This window comes from Chryseobacterium tongliaonense, from assembly GCF_041224435.1.
Taxonomy (GTDB): domain Bacteria; phylum Bacteroidota; class Bacteroidia; order Flavobacteriales; family Weeksellaceae; genus Chryseobacterium; species Chryseobacterium tongliaoense.
The window spans coordinates 126,349-149,653 of the sequence record NZ_JBGFFD010000005.1; the positions used below are offsets into that span (position 1 = coordinate 126,349).

At 36.4% G+C, this 23,305-nt stretch carries 19 protein-coding genes and 1 pseudogene; 7 read left to right on the forward strand and 13 right to left on the reverse strand.

What is annotated here, in order from left to right:
- Positions 1-7 precede the first annotated feature (7 nt).
- A complete protein-coding gene (locus AB8P06_RS12330; protein WP_369842157.1) occupies positions 8-325 on the forward strand; it encodes a nuclear transport factor 2 family protein in 318 nt (105 codons plus the stop codon).
- Positions 326-644: 319 nt separating this feature from the next.
- Here the strand turns inward: AB8P06_RS12330 and AB8P06_RS12335 are convergent, their stop codons facing one another.
- The 4 genes from AB8P06_RS12335 to AB8P06_RS12350 form a co-directional block, all read right to left on the reverse strand.
- Entirely contained in the window at positions 645-3,101 is a 2,457-nt protein-coding gene (locus AB8P06_RS12335) for a glycoside hydrolase family 3 N-terminal domain-containing protein (RefSeq protein ID WP_369842158.1), read from the reverse strand.
- Between the two features lie 163 nt (positions 3,102-3,264).
- On the reverse strand, positions 3,265-4,143 hold the full coding sequence (locus tag AB8P06_RS12340) for an alpha/beta hydrolase (protein WP_369842159.1): 879 nt from the start codon (positions 4,141-4,143) through the stop codon (positions 3,265-3,267).
- Positions 4,144-4,235: 92 nt separating this feature from the next.
- Positions 4,236-6,527 (reverse strand): glycoside hydrolase family 3 protein, encoded by a 2,292-nt coding sequence (locus AB8P06_RS12345; RefSeq protein ID WP_369842160.1) that lies wholly within the window; start codon positions 6,525-6,527, stop codon positions 4,236-4,238.
- Between the two features lie 10 nt (positions 6,528-6,537).
- Positions 6,538-8,796, reverse strand: a complete 2,259-nt coding sequence (locus AB8P06_RS12350) for a TonB-dependent receptor (RefSeq protein WP_369842161.1) — start codon at positions 8,794-8,796, stop codon at positions 6,538-6,540.
- Positions 8,797-9,238: 442 nt separating this feature from the next.
- On the opposite strand from AB8P06_RS12350, the gene AB8P06_RS12355 reads away from it, so the two are divergent.
- Complete coding sequence (locus AB8P06_RS12355; protein WP_369842163.1) at positions 9,239-9,988, forward strand: NUDIX hydrolase; 750 nt, start codon at positions 9,239-9,241, stop codon at positions 9,986-9,988.
- Positions 9,989-10,182: 194 nt separating this feature from the next.
- On the opposite strand, the pseudogene AB8P06_RS12360 reads toward AB8P06_RS12355, so the two are convergent.
- Positions 10,183-10,302 (reverse strand): annotated as a pseudogene (locus AB8P06_RS12360) (SDR family oxidoreductase); the annotation flags it as partial.
- Between the two features lie 484 nt (positions 10,303-10,786).
- Between AB8P06_RS12360 and AB8P06_RS12365 the strand changes: the two are divergent.
- The gene (locus tag AB8P06_RS12365; protein WP_369842165.1) at positions 10,787-11,257 is read left to right on the forward strand and encodes a hypothetical protein; all 471 of its coding nucleotides are present in this window, start codon (positions 10,787-10,789) and stop codon (positions 11,255-11,257) included.
- A 199-nt stretch (positions 11,258-11,456) separates the two neighbouring features.
- Positions 11,457-12,134 (forward strand): hypothetical protein, encoded by a 678-nt coding sequence (locus AB8P06_RS12370; RefSeq protein WP_369842167.1) that lies wholly within the window; start codon positions 11,457-11,459, stop codon positions 12,132-12,134.
- Positions 12,135-12,450: 316 nt separating this feature from the next.
- Here AB8P06_RS12370 and AB8P06_RS12375 read toward each other — a convergent pair whose 3' ends face one another.
- Together AB8P06_RS12375 and AB8P06_RS12380 are read right to left on the reverse strand one after the other, a co-directional pair.
- Positions 12,451-13,236 carry a hypothetical protein gene (locus AB8P06_RS12375; RefSeq protein ID WP_369842168.1) on the reverse strand — a complete coding sequence of 262 codons (786 nt, stop codon included), beginning with the start codon at positions 13,234-13,236 and terminating at the stop codon, positions 12,451-12,453.
- Between the two features lie 6 nt (positions 13,237-13,242).
- Entirely contained in the window at positions 13,243-14,013 is a 771-nt protein-coding gene (locus tag AB8P06_RS12380) for a hypothetical protein (RefSeq protein ID WP_369842170.1), read from the reverse strand.
- 790 nt (positions 14,014-14,803) lie between these two features.
- On the opposite strand from AB8P06_RS12380, the gene AB8P06_RS12385 reads away from it, so the two are divergent.
- Complete coding sequence (locus AB8P06_RS12385) at positions 14,804-15,055, forward strand: hypothetical protein (RefSeq protein ID WP_369842172.1); 252 nt, start codon at positions 14,804-14,806, stop codon at positions 15,053-15,055.
- A gap of 238 nt (positions 15,056-15,293) precedes the next feature.
- Positions 15,294-15,722: a transposase gene (locus AB8P06_RS12390; protein ID WP_369842173.1), complete on the forward strand. Its 429-nt coding sequence runs from the start codon at positions 15,294-15,296 to the stop codon at positions 15,720-15,722.
- Between the two features lie 186 nt (positions 15,723-15,908).
- Here AB8P06_RS12390 and AB8P06_RS12395 read toward each other — a convergent pair whose 3' ends face one another.
- From AB8P06_RS12395 to AB8P06_RS12415, 5 genes are all read right to left on the reverse strand, one after another.
- Positions 15,909-16,229 (reverse strand): MFS transporter, encoded by a 321-nt coding sequence (locus AB8P06_RS12395; protein WP_369842175.1) that lies wholly within the window; start codon positions 16,227-16,229, stop codon positions 15,909-15,911.
- A 103-nt stretch (positions 16,230-16,332) separates the two neighbouring features.
- The gene (locus AB8P06_RS12400) at positions 16,333-17,388 is read right to left on the reverse strand and encodes an alpha/beta hydrolase (RefSeq protein ID WP_369842177.1); all 1,056 of its coding nucleotides are present in this window, start codon (positions 17,386-17,388) and stop codon (positions 16,333-16,335) included.
- A gap of 89 nt (positions 17,389-17,477) precedes the next feature.
- Complete coding sequence (locus AB8P06_RS12405; RefSeq protein WP_369842179.1) at positions 17,478-18,356, reverse strand: helix-turn-helix domain-containing protein; 879 nt, start codon at positions 18,354-18,356, stop codon at positions 17,478-17,480.
- A gap of 117 nt (positions 18,357-18,473) precedes the next feature.
- A complete protein-coding gene (locus AB8P06_RS12410; protein WP_369842181.1) occupies positions 18,474-19,349 on the reverse strand; it encodes a lysylphosphatidylglycerol synthase transmembrane domain-containing protein in 876 nt (291 codons plus the stop codon).
- The gene (locus AB8P06_RS12415) at positions 19,315-20,283 is read right to left on the reverse strand and encodes a glycosyltransferase family 2 protein (RefSeq protein ID WP_369842183.1); all 969 of its coding nucleotides are present in this window, start codon (positions 20,281-20,283) and stop codon (positions 19,315-19,317) included. The genes AB8P06_RS12410 and AB8P06_RS12415 overlap by 35 nt, the downstream gene beginning before the upstream one ends.
- A 71-nt stretch (positions 20,284-20,354) precedes the next feature.
- Here AB8P06_RS12415 and AB8P06_RS12420 point away from each other — a divergent pair, with 71 nt between their 5' ends.
- A complete protein-coding gene (locus tag AB8P06_RS12420) occupies positions 20,355-21,983 on the forward strand; it encodes an ArnT family glycosyltransferase (RefSeq protein ID WP_369842185.1) in 1,629 nt (542 codons plus the stop codon).
- A 32-nt stretch (positions 21,984-22,015) separates the two neighbouring features.
- Here AB8P06_RS12420 and AB8P06_RS12425 read toward each other — a convergent pair whose 3' ends face one another.
- Positions 22,016-23,152, reverse strand: coding sequence for an acyltransferase family protein (locus tag AB8P06_RS12425; protein ID WP_369842187.1), 1,137 nt, complete (start codon positions 23,150-23,152; stop codon positions 22,016-22,018).
- Positions 23,153-23,305 lie beyond the last annotated feature (153 nt).

Below are 23,305 nucleotides of genomic sequence, written 5' to 3' on the forward strand. Positions count from 1 at the left end.
AATAAAAATGAATTTACCAAACATTATCTCAGAATTAGTGAAAGCCCAAAACGAATTTAACAGTGCAGCCTATGCCAATTGTTTTGCTGAAAATGCAGAAGTATTTGATGAAGGCAAAACCTACAACGGAAAAGCAGAAATTGAAAATTGGATTGACAAAGCCAACAAAAAATACAATGCCACTATGAAGCCATTAGATTATAACGAAAATGAAAGCATCTTGTCGGCAGAAGCTTCAGGAACATTTCCGGGCAGTCCTATTGTTTTGAAATATCATTTTCAGCTGTCTGACGGATACATTCAATCACTGAAAATAACCGATTAATATTTTAACTGAACTAATTAAAGCTGGAGTTTACACTTCAGCTTTTTTGGTTTGAATTTTTCTAAAGTTAAGTTCTTTATTTTTTGAGGAAGATCTGCTGAAGGTCCAATTCAAGCTGTTCAATTTATTTTTTAAAACACTTATTTTAAGAAATATACTTTCAAAACATTTTCAAGGTCCTCGCCAAAACAGTCTTCCTGCACTAAATATTCTACTAACATAATCTTAAAATTAAGTAAGAAATTAAAAAAGCGGAAACAAAATTTGTGACCGCTAATCAAATATTTCAATTCAATGAAATTTCTAAAATTCCCGGGATTTATGGTTTCAAATCTTCAAACACTTTATCAACAGGAAGAATATGCTGAACTTTTTCAACTACTAATTCTTTTGGGACAGAAAATTCTGTGGTCTGTCTGATGTCTGAAGAAGATGCACCAACAGACACTTTATAATTTCCTGCCTCTGCGATCCACGCTGATTTTGCCGTTTCAAATGATGCTAAATCTTTAGGATTTAAAATTAAAGTAACCGTTTGAGATTCTCCTGGTTTTAAATCTCTTGTTTTGGCGTATGCTTTCAACTCAGATTTTGGTTTATCGATGGTTTTGCCCGGAGCCGATAAATAAAGTTCTGCAATTTCTTTTCCGGCAACTTTTCCGGTATTTTTCACATCAACACTTACTTCTAATTTATTATTAAAAGTCTTTGAGCTTGTTTTAATATTTGAATAAGCAAAATCTGTATAAGATTTACCATAACCGAATTCGTAAGAAGATTTCACCCCGAATGTATTGAAATAACGGTAGCCGACATAAATACCTTCCTGATACGTTACATCTTTCGGATTATCCGCAGGAATTCCAGGAAAGTTCCTTGCTGAAGCGTGATCTGTATAATTTACAGGGAAAGTCATCGTCAGTTTTCCGGAAGGATTTACTTTTCCTGAAATCACATCTACTACGGAATGTCCTCCTTCCTGTCCGGGTTGCCAGGCCAATAAAACAGCATCTACTTTGTCTTTCCACGAAGCGGTTTCGATAACACCGCCAATGTTTAGAATCACCACAACTTTCTTCCCTTTTGCGTGGAACGCTCTGCTAATTCTATCCAGCATATCGATTTCTTCTGTAGCCAGATTGAAATCATTATCAACTACTCTATCACCACCTTCTCCTGAGTTTCTTCCCAATGTTACGAAAGCAATTTCTGAAGTTTCTGCTTTTTTATTCAGGAAGGCATCATCCATTTTCATTTCAGACAATCTTCCCGGAAGTGCTAAAATTCCTCTCGCTTTTCTGTTTTCTTTTTCTGCGGCGGCTTCTTTTTCAGCGAATGGCTTGTATAGCTCAACCAGTTCCCGGTCTAAGTTGTACCCTGCCGCATTCAGGCCTTCCAAAAGAGAAACAGTATGTCTGTTGTTCACACTTCCGCTTCCTGTTCCACCCGTAATCCAAGCGTAGGAAGTCACTCCGAATAATGAAATTTCTTTTTGTTTATCGGCAAATGGCAGCGTGTTTTTATTATTTTTAAGCAAAACCATTCCTTCCGTTGCAGCGTTTCTGGTTACTTCTGCGTGTTCAGCCAAGCTGGGTTTGTCGCTGTATCTGTATTGGGCGAAAGTCGGTGTCTTGAATACATATTCCAAAATTCTTTTCACGTTGAGGTTGGCAACTTCCTGAGATAATTTTCCTGAGTTTAAAGCTTCCAACAACACTTTTTTCTGCGCAGGAATTCCAGGCATTAAAAGGTCATTTCCGGCATTCATCTGTTTTACAACATCAGAAATTCCGCCGCTTCTAATCGATTCAAATCCGGGAAACCCTCCAAACCAGTCGGTCATCACAATTCCTTTGAAACCCCATTCGTTTCTCAGAACCTGTGTCAGTAAATCTTTTGAATCTGAAGTATAAACACCGTTTACTTTGTTGTAAGAAGACATCACTGTCCAGGGCTGAGATTCTTTAACAGCGATTTCAAAATTTCTCAGATACAATTCTCTCATTGCTCTTTCGGAAACGTGGGCGTTGATGGTTAAACGATTGGTTTCTTCGTTATTCGCTGCGAAATGTTTGATGGAAGTTCCCACACCCTGAGACTGAATTCCATTTACAATTGCAGCTGCTGTTTTTCCTGAAATCAAAGGGTCTTCCGAATAATATTCGAAGTTTCTGCCGTTCAATGGATTTCTTTGAATGTTCAGAGCCGGTGCTAAAAGTACGTCAACACCATATTCTTTTACTTCATTCCCCATTGCTTTTCCAACCTGCTCTAACAAAGTTTTGTTCCAGGTTGAGGCCAAAGCTGTTCCCACCGGAAATGCCGTTGCATAATAGGTTTTTGAATCATTTTCTCTGGTCGGTGCAATTCTCAAACCGGCAGGTCCGTCTGCAACCACCGTCGCAGGAATTCCAAATCTGTCAAAATTGGCCGTTCCTCCCGCTGCTCCGGGAACCAAGCCTTGTTTTGAATCTCCTACAGGACCTGTCAGAACTTCGATTCCGGGCATTCCCGTTCCGATTAAAAGATTTACTTTTTCTTCGTTGGTCATTTGCTTGATGATGGCATCAATTCTTTTGTCAACCGGATGTCTTGTATCTTCCCAGACATCCAGTTTACCATTTTTGTTGAGGTCTTTGAATGTTTTTCTGTCAACGGTAACTGTCGGATTATTTTGAGCCTTTGCAAAAGGCGATGCAACCAGTAAAGCCAGGAATAATCCTGTGAACTTTGCTTTTTTCGAAAGCATCAGCAACGTAGTTTCGTTCTTGTTCATAATGTTGATATTTTTTTGAAGCATTCTGATTTTCCGGAAAAAGACTGTACATACAAAGCTTCCACCGAAAAAAGAAACTGTATTAAAATTGATTTGATATTTTTTTTTAACAGATTAGTTGCATAAACTTTTGCCGTAAAATATGCGGTTTAAATTTTAAGATTTACAAAAATTTGTGGAATCTTAGCCAATCTAAATAGACATCAGACCATTTGTCAACGGGAAGATTTTGTTTTCCCATTCCGAAACCGTGACCGCCTTTTTCATAAATGTGAAGTTCGGCTGGTTGTCCTGCTTCAAGCCATTTATTGTAAAGTAAAACTGATTTCGGAGCCAATTTTAGCTGGTCGTCACTTGCCGCACAAATGAATAATGGAAGCGGGGTTTTTGGGATTTCCGTATCTAAAATTTCCTGACTTGGCCCACCATAAATTGATGCTGCAAAATTGGGTAGGGTCGAAGTATCTTTACTGTGAAGAATACTTTCTAAAATCACACTTGCCCCTGCAGAAAACCCGATTACACCAAGTTTTTCAGGATTGATATTCAATTCTTTGGCATGAGTTCTTACATAAGAAACCGCTGTTCTGATATCGTCTCCCGCCATTACTTTGATAGGCGTGGTTTTCGCGTCAAAAGATTTTCTGTCTTTGATGTTTTCCATCATTTCTTTGGCCGGATCGTTGGATTTTGTTTCCAGCAATCTGTACTTTAAAACGACTGCTGTTATTCCGTTTTCTGCGAGTTTTTTAGCCATATCAATTCCTTCCCGGTTGATTGACAAACTTTGAAATCCACCTCCCGGAGCAACGATAACTACAGTTCCGTTAGCTTTTGACTGATCTGCTTCGAAAACCAGAATTGAGGGTTGGGTAACATTAAAAACGACTTCAGTCTTGAACAATTCGTTGAATTGCTGTGCTTCTTTCTGCTTCCAGTTTTCTGTTCCCGGCGCTTTTCCCTGATATAATGGAATTGATTTTTGAGCATTAATATTATTTAAACCGAAAAGGAATAAACTTGTTATGATGAATTTTTTCATTTTTGAAATTGTTTTGATTGTTTTATAAAATAGTTTTCAATTCAAAAAAATAAATTCTGAGCCTGTAAAATACAGACTCAAAACCTTTTCAATTATTTTTTATATTTCTCTGTTCTTGCATCTTTAATCACGCCGGACCAGTTCATTCCGTACCCGAAATCATAGTTGTGACCTTCGGAATCTTTGTGCGTTTCCATATCATAAGGAACGTCTTCTTTTTGCTTTTCGACTGTCGTCATATCCGCGGGCATCTGAAGCGGAAGCAACCCTGAAGGCTCATATTTTCCGGTTATGATATCCACAACCGCCTGATTGGATACATTGAAGTTCATCAAAATAGCATCGGCGTGACGTTCAAATTCCTTGAAAACCATCGGTTTTGAAGCTGTTACAGAAACAATGACAGGTTTTCCGTTCATGGCTTTATATGCATTTTCTATGGCTAGCAAATCTGTGAAATTGGTTGCCGTCGAAGTTTTATTTTTAAATGTTCTGTCGTGTACATTTGGTGCCACAACAGGATCTCCCGCTGCAATACTTTTTTCACGGGCTTCCGTTGCCATGTACGTCTGATATTGAAGAGAAATCGGAAGGTATCCGTTTCCGCCTTCTGCTGCATCGATGTCGCTGTAGCCCCCTTCTTCACTGTGCGGACTTTTCACAAAAACCAAAGCGAAATCAGCTTTTGAAGGATCCTCTGTCACATTAAAATGTTTCTTCACTTTCTCGATATCCACAGGATATTCCAAAGACGGAGCAGTGTAAACTCCCCACCAGTTGAACGTCGCAGGAGAGTATCGCTTCGGAATATAAACCGTTTTTCTTTCCTTGATTGGAAGAACATTCGCTTTATTTTTCAACATTACGATTGATTTTACCTGGGCTTCGTAACCCGCTTTCATGAATTCAGGATTACCGACAATTTTTTTGGTTTCTTCAATATTGACGTAAGGATTTTCAAATAATCCTGTTCTGAAAAAATTTCTCAGTAAACGTACCGCAGACTGCTCAAATTTTGCACGATATGCTTTTTCGCCGTGTTCTTTTATCCCCATTTGATATGCTTCCAAAACAGGTCCTTTATCATTGTTTCCTCCGAACTGGTCTACACCAGCTTCCAAAACTTTATAATGACGTTCAGCAATTGATAGTTTTTCAGCGCCCCAAGGTTTTCCGGCAAATCCGCCCGGAGTTTTTGGTTCGTCTGCCGTAATCAGCCAATCGGTGCAAACTACACCATCGTATTTATATTTTCCACGAAGCAAATCTGTGATTAGATATTTGCTGTAACCATTTCCGACGTTTTCCCCGTTTTTCGTATCCTGATTAAAGCTAATCGTGTAATAAGGCATCACCGCAGAAGCTTCTTTCGTTCCTCCATTTAATTTGAAAGCTCCTTCAGTAAAAGGCTTCACGTGGTTTTGAAAATTATTCCCGGGATAAACTGCAAACTTCCCCATCGCCCAGTGACCGTCACGGCCCCCTTCTTCAGGTCCGCCTCCCGGCCAATGTTTTACCATTGCGTTCACACTTTTGTTTCCCCAACCGTTTTTGCTTCCGATGGTTGTCTGGAAACCGTCGATGTAACCTCTTCCTAAATCTGCAGTCAATTCCGGACTTTCAGAGAAAACATAAGCGATTCTGTACCAACGGGGTTCTGTTCCTAAGTCAATTTGTGGAGATAAAGCCGTTGAAATGCCTAATGCTCTATATTCCTGAGCTGCTATATTTCCGAATTTCCTAACCAATTCCGGGTCGAAAGTTGCTCCCATTGCCAAACCATCAGGCCAAAGAGAAATCTGCCCACCTGCTCCTTCATTAAATTCAGCCGTTACCGTTGCAGAATGTCTCGGGTCTGTACTATTGTTGGCTGGAATTCCTAAACCTAAACCTTCGATATAAGCCTGAATATTGTTGCTCCATTTTGCAGCAATTTCAGGAGATTCAACCGTCGTTACCAAAACGTGACGAAGGTTGTCGTCTTTTAAAAATTTCTTTTGTTGGTCTGTTAAATCAGAAGCTTTTGCGCCACTTTCCTTATATAACATTCCGTTGTATTTTCCTGCTCTAAAACCGTCTGCAGGTGCCGGAACCGATTGATGACCACTATACAACATCAGACCTGCAATCTGTTCTATCGACATTTTTGAAGCCAAATCTTTCGCTCTTTCATCAACAGGAAGTCTCCAGTCTTCATATTTATCGAGCTTTCCGTTTCTGTTTAAATCTTTGAATTTATTTCCTCCAACCGTAAGAATTTTCACGCCTGAATCTGCGGAATATCCCAGAACAGGACCTTTAGAATTCATAACTGTCTGAATGTTTTGTGCAAATGCTGCTACTCCTAAAAATAATGCAGCACCATTTATAACCTTTCTTTTCATTGTTTAAATTTTAGAAATTAAAGCTTACTGAGAATTGACCTGTCAATGGCATAATGTATGTTCCCGTCAGCAATCTTCCGTAATATTGGCTTGCGTCTGTGATCAATTCGGCACCGTTTATGGTTCCACTCGCACCTCTTTGGTTCAGGAAGTTGATAACCGTTGCTCCTACATTGATATTTTTGTTAACCGTATAACTTACACCTCCGAAGGTTTCCCATCTTGGCGCGAAATACAAAGCGTTGGTAATGCTCGCATATTGCTTGGAGAAATATCTGAAACTTGCCCAGAATCTCCATTTGTCAATTGTATAACTTGGGTCAATTTCCATTAAAACTTTAGAAACTCCGACTACGTTTTTATCGCTGTAATTGTAATTCTGTCCGAAGGCATCAAATGCAAAATCCTTGTAAACCGGGTCTTGGAATGTTATCAAATAATGCAAATTGAATCCTTTAAAAGGTTTTAAAACAAAATCAGTCGTCCATCCTAAAGTCTGAATGCTGTAATCAACACTTGCAACGCTTACTTGTGTGTTGTTGCCAGGATTTACAAGGTTGTATCTTCCTAAATATCCGTTTTTCGTTAACCAGGTTGCCTGAGAAATTAGCTGGATAAAATTGGTATTCCAGAAAATCCCGAAGGCTCCCAATGGACTTTTAATTTTTCCTGTATCCGGGCTGAATGGCTGAGAATAACTTTCCAATCTTCTGTTTTCTTCAGTGTATAAGAAGTTCGCCAGAACACCAAAGTTTTTGTTGATGTTATAAGTCGCATTCAAACTTCCTGCAACGTGGAACCAGTTTTCTTTGATGTTTTGGAAATCATTCGGGCCGAAAACGAAATTCGCAGACCTTGGTGTCATAGAGAATTGTCCGTCAATGATTTGATTTCTTAAATGTAAACCGTAGCTCAGGTTGAAGTTATCGGAAACTTTCCACTCGTCATTGGCATAAAGGGAAAGCTTGTTTTCCGTTCCGCTGTGGAATTCTCCGCCAACATTATAATTGTAAAATCCATAGCTGTCTGTATTCGGGCCAATTAATCTTTGTGGCTGCGCTCCAACAGTCTGGAAGAAGAAGGAACGGTTTGAAGTGAATTTATCAATGTTATAATATTGTTCCAGCAAACCAACGGTTACATTGTGATTTCCTATTTGCTTGTTTAATGAAAAACGACCTGCAATATTGGTAATCGGGGTTGCGGGAGTATGCATTGCCAACTGAGTTCCAACCGGACCTGAGTAAGCCTGCCCGTTTGAAGCCAAAGTATATCCTGCAGAAGCATCAGCATTGAAAATACTCAAGGGAATAATAGTTGACAATCTCGCTGTTGCAAAATGCGCTCTTGTGGAGAATTTGAAATTCCAGCCGTTATTCAGCAGATAATTCCCGAAAATATCGATGTTGTGAGAAGATGTTCTGTTGTCTTTACCGCTCATTCCGGCCCAATAATCCTGTCCTGAAAGAATATCTTTCATTCTGATTTGCCCGTCATTCACTACATAAGAATCTCTGCCAATTTTGAAATTGTCAAGCTCGGTCACCTTGCCTTCAGCTCCATATTGGAAAACCGCATAGTTCCCTACGTTGAAAGAATCTGCATATTTATATACAATTGAAATTTTACCTTTATCATCATTAAAATATTTGGTAACTCCCGCTCTGAAAATCTTTGTTTCATCAACATTTCTGTTAAAACCTAACTTGAAAGTACTCGGGTCATAATTCGCAAAGGCACCAACGGTATACGTCCAACCATTTTTAGAAACAGGTCCAGAAACATTTACATCTCCCTGCAGCCAACCAAATGTACTTGTCGTGAATTTCCCTTTCAGCTTAAAATCTTTGGTTCCTGTTTGTGAATAAGAATTTACTGCAAAACCAAGATCACCCATTGTATTGGCCAATTGGTCCATTTTCAAAAGTCCGGTTCTTTCAAGACCTACACTTTGCCGCCACGTTTTGTTGGGAAGTTCCGGCCAGAAAAAATAAACTACAGGAAGGTCATTTTCAAGAATCGTAATTCCTCCAACAGTTGATGGCAAGCCAATATTTACGTCTCTGGGACTTGTATTGTTGGCAGCGTTTAGCATTACGTTTCTGTTGTTGTCTTCTTTGGATGTAACAGTTTTTACACCTTCTCCACTTTTTGTAGCTGCATTCACGGCATTTTTCACTGCCAGGGAATCTGTTTTTTCCTGTCCAAAAGCTGTGGTAAATGAAAGTATCAGTCCTAAAGCTGAAATTTTCAAAGTTGATTTTCTCATTTTCAGTTATATATATTAATTTTTTTTAGAAAAAGACAACAAGAAACATAGCAACATCAAAATATGAAGTTGTAAATAACACAATGATATTTAGGGAATTTACTTCTGAACTATTTCAGCTTGAAATCGGATTTGTGGTGCTAAAAAATTTCTATATTATATTTTATTATTCTTTCACTTTCTTAATGCTTCATATTGAAACATTACAATTGTACATCAAAAATTTTTATCCGACAAATAAATATTAAGAAAATTTAACACCAAAATAAACAACTGAATATCAAATAATTAACACATAAATGAAATATAATTTTCCATTGATTCATAAAGAATCAATGGAAAATCCATTAAAATTTTTCCCTTTTTTACAGTCCGGGAGGCATTATTCTTATATTAACTAAAATTAATGCTAAATTTGCCTGTCTAGATTTTAATAAAAAACATGGATTCTAAACAGCAGATTTTGCTTCGATCAAATGAAGCAAAAGAAATTTACTTATCACATATTTCCGCAGACCCTGTTATTTTTGGTTTTGATAATAATGGATTAAAAGTTCTGATGTTACAAATGAATTATCGCCAAAAATGGCTACTACCCGGTGGTTATGTAAGAAAAGATGAAGACCTGAACGATGCAGTCGTAAGGATTTTAAAGGAAAGAGCCGGCATTTCTGATGCGTATATGGAAGAGTTTGGGGTTTTTGGTAAAAAAGACAGAAGTGAATTCTTTTTTGAAGATTTTGATGAAACGTTGTTTCATAAGCAACGCTTTATTTCAATAGGCTATTTAGCATTATACAATCCCTCCAATACAACGCTTGTAAAGGATGATATTAGTAATACCTGTGATTGGATTCTTCTTGATGAATTAGACAATATCGATATTGCAATGGATCATCGTGAGATTATAGAGAAAGCTTTACTTACATTAAGGGAAAAAATTTCCATCAAACCTATCGGTTACAATCTGCTCCCTGAGAAATTCACACTGTCAGAATTACAAAAACTATACGAGACCATATTAGGAAAAGAGCTTAACCGGGGAAATTTTTATCGCAAGATAAAAAACCTTGGTATTCTTAAAAAACTAGATGAGCAGAGACGTGGAGGTGCTCATAAATCGCCAGACCTATACATTTTTGATGAAGAAAATTACAATAAGGCACTTGAAAACGGTTTAAGCAGCTGGTAATTACAGAATCTCTGAAAAGGCATTTAATTTCAATGTTTGAAGGTAGGCTAGTTAAGATTACCAACAGCAAATGGCTCCATTTTAATCTTAATAGAGCCATTTTAATTTATTTGGATAACAGCATTACTCGGGTTAATGCTTTTTAATGTTGTAATCAACCTAATGATTTATGCTTAGGTGTACAAAAGACTGTTTTAAAAACCATACATACCACCGGAGACGCTAATTTGCTCTCCTGTAATCCAGGCTGCATCGTCAGAAGCAAGAAATACGGCAGCTTTCGCAATATCTTCCGGCTGACCTCTACGATCAAGTGGTGTATTGGCTTTTCATAATCACTGCCTTTGGTAACACCTGCTACTCATCTATGTTAGTAGCTATTACTATGCTGAACAACATATTCCACCTTCAGTACATACACCAATAAACGGTGGGCCGCCAGTTGTGCTGGGACACAAACATCTACTGATACATAGGTCTTGCGAACCATTAATCGCTTTTAATTCTTTTTTTGTTAACTTTTTCATATTATATTTTTTAATAATTACATTTTTGAGAACAACACAAATCTACGATTACAATCCATCAGATGAAAGAATATTGTACTTAAAATAATATCAAATATAATTGCCTTTGCATTGCTGATCACAGGATATAAGTCCTGATGAATCATAAAGAAACCCTTTAATACAATTCATAAGTATACAGATCCAGAGACTTTGTGCAGTGGATTTTTTTTAAAACAGGATCTTTCAAAAGAAAATGCTAAATTTTCCGTTTAATTCTTAAATTTGGACCATGCGAAAGAACCTTTATCTCATCATTATATTATTCTCTCTTACCAGTTGCTATACGTACCAGGTAAAAAAACAAGTGGATACGGCGACCGACAATAAGCAGGAATCTAAAAAGAGTACAGCTCTTGCCAATACTACTTCTCCGCAAATGAATGGTACAACAGCTGAATCCAAAAGCATGAACTCACCGCAAACATCTGTTCCGATTAATGTTCAGGAGAAACTTGCCCCTGGTAAAAATTTTAAAATTGATGTTGAAGGCAAGACCTATAAAATAATAGTTGACAAATGGGAAAACGACAGTCTGGTGGTACACCCGGTTCATAATCCCAAAAAAATTCTGAAATTCCATAAAAATCAGATCAATAGTGAGAAAATTGCGGAAAAACGTTTTTCACAACCCATAGCTGATATTATTACGGTTACCGCTTATGCCGGAATTGGTGCTTTAATCTGGTTTCTTGTCCGTTAATTTTTTTAATTCTTCCGGCAATTATAAAAAATATGACCACCTTGGCTTAAGACCCTGCTACCCTGCTTACCGAAATTTCTGACTTTAGAGATTCTATAAAAACGATATTTGAAAAAGCAGAAATTACAAAAGTCCAACGCATTTTGTCAATAATGGGAAAGGCTGTCTATATTTGAGAGTTAACCGTAACACATAAAATATGAAAACAAAACTCAGCTATCTGTTTATGCTATTATATGCCCTTGTGAGCGGTCAGGAATCAATCATTAATGATCTTAAGTTTTCTAACTATTCAGGGCAACCAAAAAAGATTACAGAGATCATCACTTTTTCAAATCAAAATATTAATAAAAGTATTTCTTATTTTGATAAAGATGGTTTTCTCATAAAAATCGAACGTTATAATGCAACTCAAAGCGAATCTCCTGATAAAAGACTGATAAGTGATATGATTACCTATGATTCAAAGGATAAAACCAAACGTTATTTCAAAACTATTAATCCCGGAAGTAAGAAAATAGAGGTTAAAGGCTATTTTGAGAAAATTTCCGATTCTTTGTATAAAAGAGTCTCAAATGCTACTGTTAACAAAATGTCGCTTAATAAATTATTTTATTTTGACAAAAATAACCGCCTTATAAAAACAGAAGAAACCGGAAACTTCAATGAAGCTGAAATTAATAACACCATTGTTTATATTTATATCAACGCCGTAAAAAATGAAATGCTTTTTGAAGATGTAATTAATCACAAAAAATCTAAGCTTACTTATAAAAATGTAAAGCTTGACCAATATGCTAATCCTGTTTACGAAGAATTAATGGATGACCATGGAACTCTGCAACAAAAAATAGAAAGAGTGTTTGAATATTATTAATTGAAAAAATTTCTGCCAATCTTACCTCATCACCTATTGCAAAAGTCTACTACTTTGCCATCTTATACCTTTTATAGAAGGCAATTAAAAGAATAATAAAGTTTCAAATACCGGCTTCACAAGAGCCACCAGCTTGTATGACTTCAAAAGTTTTCCTGAGCAGAAAATCAGATTTGGGATATAATTCATTAGTTTTCATTAATAATATTTCCCAAATTTATTTCTACGAAAAAACCCTCCAAAAATGAAGGGTCAGTTCAATTATACTCTGCAGTACAACTATTTATAATTCTGTAACATAAACGCTCTATTGCTTTTAATTAATATATGAAGCATTAAATGACATCGACATAGGTCTACAAGTCATATTGGCTCCTGAGGTAGTTCCTATATTTTCTGATCTTATCATTCTTACATCCAGCGTATGATTGCCTGCCGTTAAAAGCTTAACGGTACTTAATGTATATTGTGTCTGTGAACCTCCGACCACTCTCTCCTGTGTTTTTAAATAAACTTTAGAAGCCACTCCGTCTATAAACAAAGTAGCCTGATAATAAGCCGCCCCTCCTCCCGGCGGAGCATTCAAGTAATCAACTCCCAACATGAAATTAATAAACACCGCCTTACCTCCTGCCGGAATAGTAATGCTTTGGCTGGAACCTGTAATTACGGTATAGGCTAAATCATTAACATTAAAATCAGTTCCTAAGGAATAAGCTTCCTCTACTGTTGTCACACTTGGACTTATAGAAGCAGAATTCGTTAAAGTAATAATATTTCCGGATGCATCTACTCCCAATGTCTGACCTGTTGATATAGGTGTTGCCGATGTTAGATTGGTGAATGCCAAACCACTCACATTGGTTGTTCCAGAATTGATCACTACTTTAGTATTCGGAGCCGTAGTCCCAACCCCAATTCTTCCGCCGTTATCTACAGAGAAATCATTAAGTTGTTGAGCAGCTGTTGGCGTACCTGAAGCAGCATTATCCTTTGCAGCATCTACATGAAAAGCTCCCTGCGGATTACCGCTATGAATTCCCGTTTGTGCAGATAAAGTATTTATTACTAAAAAACCTGCAAATAATAGATTTTTTTTCATAATAAATTAATTTAAATAAGAAGCATTGAATGACATTGAAATAGCACGGCATGATGAATTAGTACCCGCTGCCGCTGCACCATTGAAAGTTCTTATCATTCTTATATCAAGGGTATGATTTCCCGCCGAAAGAGATTTTACAGCATTCAATGTATACTGAAGCTGTGATCCGCCACCGGCCTCCTGAGTTGTAAGATAAGTCTTGGTAGCAACTCCATCAATATACAGGGTAGCCTTGTAATATCCTGCTCCGTCTGTAGCCGTCAGAAAGTCTATCCCAAGCATAAAATTGATGAACAATGCTTTTCCTCCCGCAGGAATATTAATATTCTGTGTGGTCCCGGGAAGTATGGTTTCGGCCAAATCATTAACATTAAAGTCTGGAACACCTTGTAAAGCGGCAACTTCCGCTGTGGTTACCGTCGTTGCTGTAGGATTAGGTAAGGTAACTACATTTCCTGAAGCATCTACTCCGATCGTTTGCCCTGCTGATACAGGTGACGCAGAAGTCAGATTGGTAAATCTTAATCCGCTTACATTGGCCGTGCCGGAATTGATTTCAACTTTGGCATTAGGAGCTGTGGTTCCCACTCCGACATTTCCTGCTGAAGTTACAACAAAGTCATTCAGCTGCTGAGATGCCGTGGGTGCTCCGGAAAGATTATTGTCTTTACCCGCATCCACATGGAAAATCCCCTGGGGATTGGAAGTACTTATACCAACTTGTGCATTTAAAATGGAAGTAAAACCCATTGTTATAAATAAAATTTTTTTCATTCGTCTCTAGTTTTGTTGTTTTTAGAATCTGTTGAGTTGCTCAATCCAAAAATATATGATTCATTATTACTTAAAGAATGAAAACCGTACGAATAAAATGACCTGATTGTAATAATTATACTACAAATTACGAAGTGGAACTTGCTTTCATTGTCCAGATTAAAGCCAAAAACTCAAATAAATACTGTCAGAAGAAAAACAAACACTTAAATTGTTACTTATGCAATCACAACAAACTTTAAAGTCCTAAAAAAATGATAAAGTGGTACAATTAGATTACTCAAAATTGTTATCAGTTTTTCTATAAAATGAAATAAGAAATCCTAACAGCTTATGAATTTAAATACCTAATAAATAAATCATTGTAAAAAAACATAACAATTAATATCTTAAAAAATAATGTCAGCTAACACTTTTTAATATTAAAAAAAACAGCAGTTCAATTTTTTATTTCTATATTTTCAAAAAAATAATCGCCATAAAATTCGTATTAGATTTAGAGTTCCAAATAATGAAAAAAAATCACTCCCAAAACTTTCCGCTTTTGTCTACTCACAGAAGCTTTTATTGTTCGCAAGTATAAAAAATGAAAAATTTAACTCGTTTCTTCATATTACTTTCAAAGCACAACCTTATGAACATATCAATCAAAAACAACTGAATATAATACAAAGCAAGATAATAGCTTGCGGAAACTCTTAATCGTAAAAATTGAATATAGGAAATCTATGACCATATTATTAAAATAAAAAAATTATGATGAAAAAAATTACTATTTAAACAGTTGCTGATGGTCCTCTCCTTTCTTTTAGCCTCTCTGCAGTTGCTTAAAACGCAAAAAACTCCCGGAAGTACAGTGGGCTCTGTAAGTAATGTGGATGGAGTTTTGATCCAGAATGCAGCCACGGAGAATACATCCGCTAAAACAACGATCGGGACATTAGCTTCCACTCCGGGAATTTTAGTTCTGGAAAATAAAGCGATGATCCTTCCCAAAATGCCAAGCCCGCATCTGAACATCATCAACCATCACCGGGAATGATGGCGTATAATACTACAGCAAAGCAGCTCGCAGTGGGATAACAGACTTTTCATTTTTTTAATATACCAGCCTTCAGTCATCTCAATGTATTGCCGGGTTTCCTGCTGTATTTTAGCGGACTGGAGGTTTATTAAAATTAATCAGGGTTAGGCTTTATTTCCTCTTCAAATATATTTTGGAAAACAGATCATTTCTGCCCTTACTGTTTTGTAACCAATCATTAAAATAAAACTAAACAATGAAAAATTTCGAAAAAATTAATATAGGAAGCCTTATCAGGCAAAGAGCGGAAGAACTTCAGATTGACGGAAACCGAATCTGTAACTTTTTCGCATGTACCGAGAACGAAATGAAAAAAATGTATGAAATGAAGAGTATGGATTCCGATGTCCTGCTGAGATGGTGTAAACTTTTGGAATATGATTTTTTCAGAATCTACTCCCAGCACCTTATTTTCTTTTCACCTCCGGCCGGCAGCCAGGTTAAAGCAGCACAAAAAAAAGAAACCCAGTTGCCCCAGTTTAGAAAAAATGTTTATACAAAAGAGATCATAGATTTTATCCTGGAGCTTATCGAGACCAAGGGGAAAACAAGAAACCAGATTATAGAAGAGTATAAAATCCCTAAAACCACATTATACAAATGGATCAAGAAATATGAACGGTAAAATCGTCTTTCAAATTTTAATGCCCATGAGGAATTCAGTATTGACTCCCTCTTTTTTTGCTTAAATAAATATACCATAACAAAAAACCGACAGTTAAAAATCCTGCTGCAAAACTGACCCAGGGGGTTACCCTTACGCCATACTCTGCAATAAAAAAACCACTTATCATGGTTCCCGAGGTTACTCCTAAATTTCCAAAAGAAGCCTGCAGACTTTTGCATCCTGCGCTGCGGAAACCATATAGAAAATTCCCATAAGAAAGCACGGCCCGTACATGACACCCCAAACAGTTACTACAGCCGCTACACTAAAAAATGAATTGTTGGTATATTGCAACATGAACGGCAGGATGAAAATTCCACCTAAATAAAATGCTGTGGTAAGGAATAGATTTTTCCCCAATAAACGTCCTGCTGAAAAATTAGATATAAACCCGGCCAAACCAAAAATCAACAGAAGAATGCCAATCCCATAATAAGCGGCTATTTGGGGAAGTACGCCGACCACCCCAAATTCCAGGCTTAAAATTCCAATGACACCGATACATGCTACGCAGGCAATTCTTTTTTATGATGAAATGTTTGACATGTATTCGTCTTCGGTAATGATATTATTTTAAATTGGTTTTGAAGAAAGCATCCAATTTATCAAAAGGAATGACATCAACTTTATCATATAAATCCACGTGAACCGCATTAGGAATAATCATCAGTTCTTTCGGTTCAGCGGCCATTTTATAAGCATCCTCAGAAAAATAACGGGAATGTGCATTTTCACCTGCTATTAAAAGCATCGGTCTCGGAGAGATTTCTTTAATATAGCTCAGCAAAGGCATATTCATAAAAGACAAGGCATTAGTAGCCGTCCAGCCTCCGGTAGAATTAACAGAACGTTCGTGAAAGCCACGGGAAGTTCTGTAATAATCGAAATATTCTTTTATAAATTGCGGCTCATTTCCTGTTAACTTTTCAGGCAAATTGCGTGGACCCATTGCCGTTGTTCCGTTCGCCGCATCTGTCCAACGCTGCTGACTCATTTGTTCCAGCGCTTTTGTACGCTGTTCCAGGGTCATCACATCGTTATAACCTTTTGACATTACCCTTGTCATATCATACATACTGGTGGTTGCAACGGCTTTCACACGCTTATCAACCGCAGTGGCATTCAATGCCATTCCGCCGAAACCACAAATTCCGATGATCCCGATTCTGTTTCTGTCCACATTTTTTTGAAGTCCTAAAAAATCTACCGCAGCACTGAAATCTTCTGTATTGATATCCGGTGAAGCTACATTTCGGGGCTCACCACCGCTTTCACCTGTATAAGACGGATCAAATGCAATAACCGCAAAACCACGTTCTGCCATCTGATTGGCGTATAATCCTGATGATTGTTCTTTTACGGCTCCAAAAGGCCCGCTAATTGCCAGTGCAGACAGCTTCGCAGATCCTGTATTTTTAGGAAGATAAAAATCACCGGATAATGTAATCCCATAACGGTTTTTGAAAGTTACTTTCTGGCGTGTTACCTTATCACTTAACTGAAATGTATAATGGTCTGCTTTTTCTGTTGTATTCATTTTTCTTTGATTTGATTTACCGTTTTGTGCGAATGCCCGTCCTGTGAATAATAAGGACAAAGCCACAATTGCTGTTGCTATTTTCATATCTGATTTTATTTTAAAAATTACTGATACAAAAGTAGAAACAAGTGCAGGCTGACGGTTAAAGATTATCAAACCAAAAATTAAGAAATTCAAACCTCACTAGCTCTGAAAGCTTTTGGATTGGTTCCGGTAAGTTTTTTAAAGAAATTATTAAAATAAGTAGGATATTCAAATCCGAGCGCGTAGGCGATTTCCGAAATGCTCCAGTCGGTATGCTGCAATAATGCTTTTGCTTCAGTGATGATGCGTTCGGTAATATGTACCGTCGTAGATTTGCCTGTCACCTCTTTTACCGCACGGTTCAAATAATTGATATGTACATTTAAATGTTGCGCATAGCGCTGGGCTGTCTTCAGGGTAAGAGGAGAATCTGTTGTTTCAATGGGAAACTGTCTTTCCAGCAGCTCAAGAAAAACTGACGACAATCTGAAAGCCGCATTTTTACTTTGATCGTAATTGTCAGAAGGTTCCAGCTTTAAAGATTCGTGAATGATAAGGCTGATGTAATTGCGGATCAGCTCATCTTTATATGCATAATCACTCTCCTGTTCAGCAATCATTTTCTGAAAAATCGTGTTGAGAAAATCTCTCTGGTCCTCTGTAATTTTTAAAACGGGTGTTCCGCCGATTTTAAAAAAAGATGACTGTTGCAGGCTTTCCGAACGTTCTGAGTTTTTAAAAAATTCCGCTGAAAACAAAATCGTATAACCGATATAAGTTGTAGATATTGTTTCCCAGGAATAAGGAATATGAGGATTACCAAAAAACAGAATTGTACCTTCCTGCTCAAAACTTTTGTCAGAATAATGAATCCTGCTTTTGCCTGTTGTAAGACAAATCTTATAGAACTCTTTTCTGCTGTAGATACGGGTATCATTCATATCCTGTTCTATCTGAAATGCCTTAAACCCTTTAAGCTTCAGTTCATTGTTAAAATCTGAAATGACTCTGGTAACCTTTTCTTTCATTGAGTAAAATTATGAAATTCAAACCATACTCAGATAAAAATATAATTATGAGCGACTTAATTCTTTAGTGATTCTCAATTTCAAAATGTCAATACATTGTATATCTCAGATCTTAGTCTAATATTCCTCCAATGAATTGTTACTTTTTAAATGATTTTTTTTAAATATTGATATTAATCCGAAAAGAGAGAAAAATATGGTAACCACCGTAAACAGTAAAGAAGCAGACACAGAGACTGATGCATCAAAATTAAAATATTTTGAAGCCTGAAGAAACAAAAATTCTCTTACTCCGATTCCTGCAAATGACAGTAAGCTTAAAATTGAGCTTCCTAAAAATGTAATGATATAAACCGTAAAATTTTCATTTACCCCTAAACTTTTCAGCAGGAATAAAAAACAGATAACCTGCAAAATCTGAATTAAAACAGAGATCAAAAATGTTTTTATAAAAATCGTCCTGTACACGGAGAAGAGTTTCCTAATCATAAAATAGGTCAATAAAATACCCATAATGATCATGATCACTGGCAGAAGAATCCATTTAGCAGGTAATAGAAATATTGAAAACCTCAGGATTAAAACAGAAATTGCCAGCAATCCGCTTAGCCGGTCATTGAATATGGCAGAAGTCAGCTTTTTCAAACTCCACCCCAATTTTTTATTTAAAATATAAATTTTGTAAGCATCCCCTCCTATTCCACCCGGAATGAAGAAATTGTAAAACATTCCTAAAAAATAAAGTTCAAGATTGCTTTTGAAATTTAGATTAAAATCATTTGCCCGTAAATAAAATTCCAGTCTTTTTGTTGATAAAACCTGTGAAGCAAGGAAAAAAACTGCAGCCGGGATTGCATACCAAACATTGAGTGTTGACCAGATTTTTGCAACATCCTGAAGCGGTATTTTCCTGAAAACAAAATATAACAAAACAATACTGACAAATATTTTCAGAATATTAGTAAATATTTTTTTCGTATTCTTTTTTTCCAAAATTGGTGATTTTTCTGATATTGAAGGGTCGTTTGCTTTGAGATTCGTAATATGTTTTCATCAGCATATCAATGATAATTCCTGTGGTAAAAAACTGGATTCCGATAAAAATCAATGGAATTCCCAAAATCAGCAAAGGTCTTCCCCCGATATCATGTCCTAATAATTTTTCGACTAAAAGATAAACATTAATAAACATTCCAAGCGTAAAAGCAATCATTCCGATATTTCCGAAAAGATAAATCGGCTTTGTCAGATATTTTTGATTAAATAAAATCAACAGAAGGTCGTTGATAACCTTAAAAGTCCTGTTGATCTTGTACTTGGAAACACCAAACTGCCGGGCGTGGTGCTTTACGGGAATTTCAGCGATACTCGCCCCGTTCAAATGGGCCATCAGACTGATGAACCTATGGTTTTCACCATACAGGTTAAGATCTTTTGCCGTTTCATATCTGAAAACTTTCAGTGCACAACCCTGATCAGAAATATTAAGCTTTGTAGTACTTTTAATAATGATATTTGCAATTTTTGAAGGGATTGTCTTAAGTGAAGAATCTTGCCTGTCCTGACGTTTTCCCACAACCAAATCATAATTCCCTTGATCAAGCAAATCAACCATTGCAGGAATATCGCTTGGATCATTCTGTAAATCTCCATCCAGCGTAATAATATAATCTCCTGAGGCATAGTCGAAACCTGCCATCATTGCAGAACTCTGGCCGTAGTTTCTTTTCAGCTGAATGAGCACTACATTCGGGTCATTCTTCTCGATAATTTCTTTTACAGTCCTGTCTTTTGAATTGTCATCTACGAGGATCAACTCATAGAGATAACCATTCATCGTCTCCATAATACGGTCGATAATGAGTCCGGCATTCCCTTCCTCATTATACATTGGAATCACTATTGAATAAAATTTTTTATAATCCATTATTTTAAAAGGATTTTTTTAAATTTGCTTTGCGAGCTTTAGTAAAATTATTAAAAAAATTATTCATTAGTATGAACAAAGTGTTACTATTATCGCCCCGCCAGTTATTATTTCTTTATATCGGTTTTTCTCTGGTCTATATCTCCGGTCTGTTTATTCCGCTCATGGAAAACGATTCTGCACAACATGCATCAATGGCTATGAGAATGACTTTAAACAATGATTTTTTCAACATTTACAAAGGAGAAAACCCTTACCTGGATAAACCTCATCTTCATTTCTGGCTCGCTGCCATTTCAATGAAAATTTTTGGAATCAATCATATTGCATACAGGATTCCAGCTTTGCTGGCATTGGTTTTGGGAGCTTTTTCAACTAAAAAGCTGACAGATCTTTTGTATGATAATGAAAACACAAGCTATGTCGCTTCTCTGATTTTTCTTTCGGCACAAACGATCATTCTTTCCGCTCACGATATAAGAACTGATGCTGTTTTGACAGGTTTCATCATTTTTTCGGTTTGGCAGTTCGTTCGGTTTATTCAACATCAAAATAATTCAGCTGTTATTCTTGCCGGATTAGGAACTGCTATGGCTTTTTCTTCAAAAGGATTAATGGCGATTGTCATTATCGGATTCTGTATTTTTTCCTATTTGCTGTATTCCAGAGAATGGAAGAAATTTTTTAATCTAAAAATAATTTTTGCAACAATAAGTTTCGTTGTCGGGATCATCCCTGTTTTGTATGCTTATCACCATCAGTTTGGTGAAGAAGGTATTAAATTTATTTTATTCAATCAAAGTATGAACCGGCTCACAGCAAGCGGTTTTAATGAAACTAGCCCGGATTATTTCTTCTTTTTCCATACATTATTATGGGCTTTTTTACCATTTTCGCTGGCTTTTTATTTTGGAGTTTTTGAGAAAACATTTTTTTTCATCAAAAATAAATTCAGGAAAATCGGAGGTGTTGAGTTTCTTTCTTTAGGAGGCTTTTGGCTGGTGATGTTTCTTTTTTCGGCTTCAAAATTCAAACTTCCCCATTATTTAAACGGGCTGATTGCTGTTCTTGCTATTTTGACTTCTGCTTATTTATTTGATATTTATAAAAGAAATTCCACCAAAAAAATGAAAGTTTTATATATCATTCAACTGGTGGTTATTTTTTCAGCAATTCCCGGTCTGGGCTTATTAACTTACTTTTTTACGGGAATTCACAACGTCTTTTTTTTCATTCTGTTATTAATCATATATGCTTATCTTTTGGTTCGTATTTTTACAAAAGAGAATATTTTCAAGAAATATGTTTTTATTTCTTTAGTTTTTTCAATAGCTGTTAATATTTACCTGAATACCCAGTTCTACCCTGTTTTAACACAGTATCAGGGAAGCTTAAAAATGGCAGATTTTGTCAATAAAAACAAAATTGAAAAGGAAAAAATCTTTATGCTGAAAGGATCTGAACCCTGGGCTTTTGATTTTTACACCCACAGAAATACACCAAGAGTTGATCAAAATAAGTTAAAGAAAGGAAATTATCTGGTCATTTATGATGAAGATTTACCCAACCTAAAAAGGAGTTATACATTCATTGATAAAGAAAATCATTATCGAATTACAAGATTATCCTTAAAATTTTTAAATCCGAAAACCCGTCCTGCTCAGTATAGTACAATTTCTCTGGTTGAAATTACTGATTAATCTGCTTTAACCAAATAACAACCGTTTTTTTATTAGATTTTAATGATTTTATCTTGTGACTTATTTTTATTCATTAGTAATTTATTTTTAATGAAAGAAGAAGGTTTTTCAATAAAGTACCGATAAAATAACCCGACAGCAATACAGACTAATAAGCAAATACAAAGGCTGATACTATCCGATACCTGAAAATTAAGATATTCAAGAATGTTTTGGGTGATATGAATTATTCCTTTATGGGAAAGATAGACAGTATAGGATATCCCGGCGAGCTGTGTAGTGATATAGTATTTTGACCGTGAAAGAAATGAAGACTTTGAAATGGCCCCCATTACCATGAGCCCATAACTTAAGGCTACAAAAGTAAATCCAAAGATTGAGGCTTGCCTTGAAGCCTGCTCGTCACAAATCCAGAATGAGAACGCCAATACTATAACCCCTGATATAAAAAGCGCATTTCCATTGTGGTGTACAAACTCTCTGAACTTTGATGAATACTGTAATAAATAGCTGATCAAAACTCCTGTAACCAGGCCGTCCAATCGTGTATGCGTTGGGTAATAGATCTGCATATACCAGCTTTTCCAGAAATGTCCGGAATCAATATCACCATCAATATTGTACCATTCCACAAACCTGGCTGATAAAGAAAAAGCGATAAGCAGGATACTTAAAAAAACAAAATATTTAAAAAATCTTGTCTTCATCAGAATCAGCAGTATCAGAGGAAGCAGTAAATAAAACTGCTCTTCAATACATAATGACCAGGCATGGGAAAATGTCCCATAATCAATGATATCAAGCCCATAGTTCTGAGTAAAGGTGATAAATTTCCAAAAAGGAGGCAGCATTTCTCTTTCCCTGAAAAACGGGATGCAGAAATATAGCGCAAGAGTAAAAAGATAAGGCGGGATAATCCTGAAAAAGCGTTTGATATAAAACCTTTTCAGACTGATCTTTTTATCTTTTTCTATTTCTTTAAATAATTGCCCGGATATGAGGAATCCGCTTAATACAAAGAACAAATCAACTCCTGTCCACCCAAATCTCCCACCAGTATCAATCCATGCCGGGTGTTCAAATGCACGATAATGATACATCAGAACCAATACAATAGCCAATGCTCTTAAATGATCCAATCCATACAATCTTTCAGAAAAATGATTCATAATTTTTTATTGCAAATTTTGTCAAATCCTGAAATAAAATGTATTCGCAGGTGCAGAAGAAGTTTATTCTGGTGTATACAGGCCATATTGCCGTTTAAACTCCGAATCATGCCGTTTGCCCTTAATCCGGTAGATTTGATCAATCAAATGTTT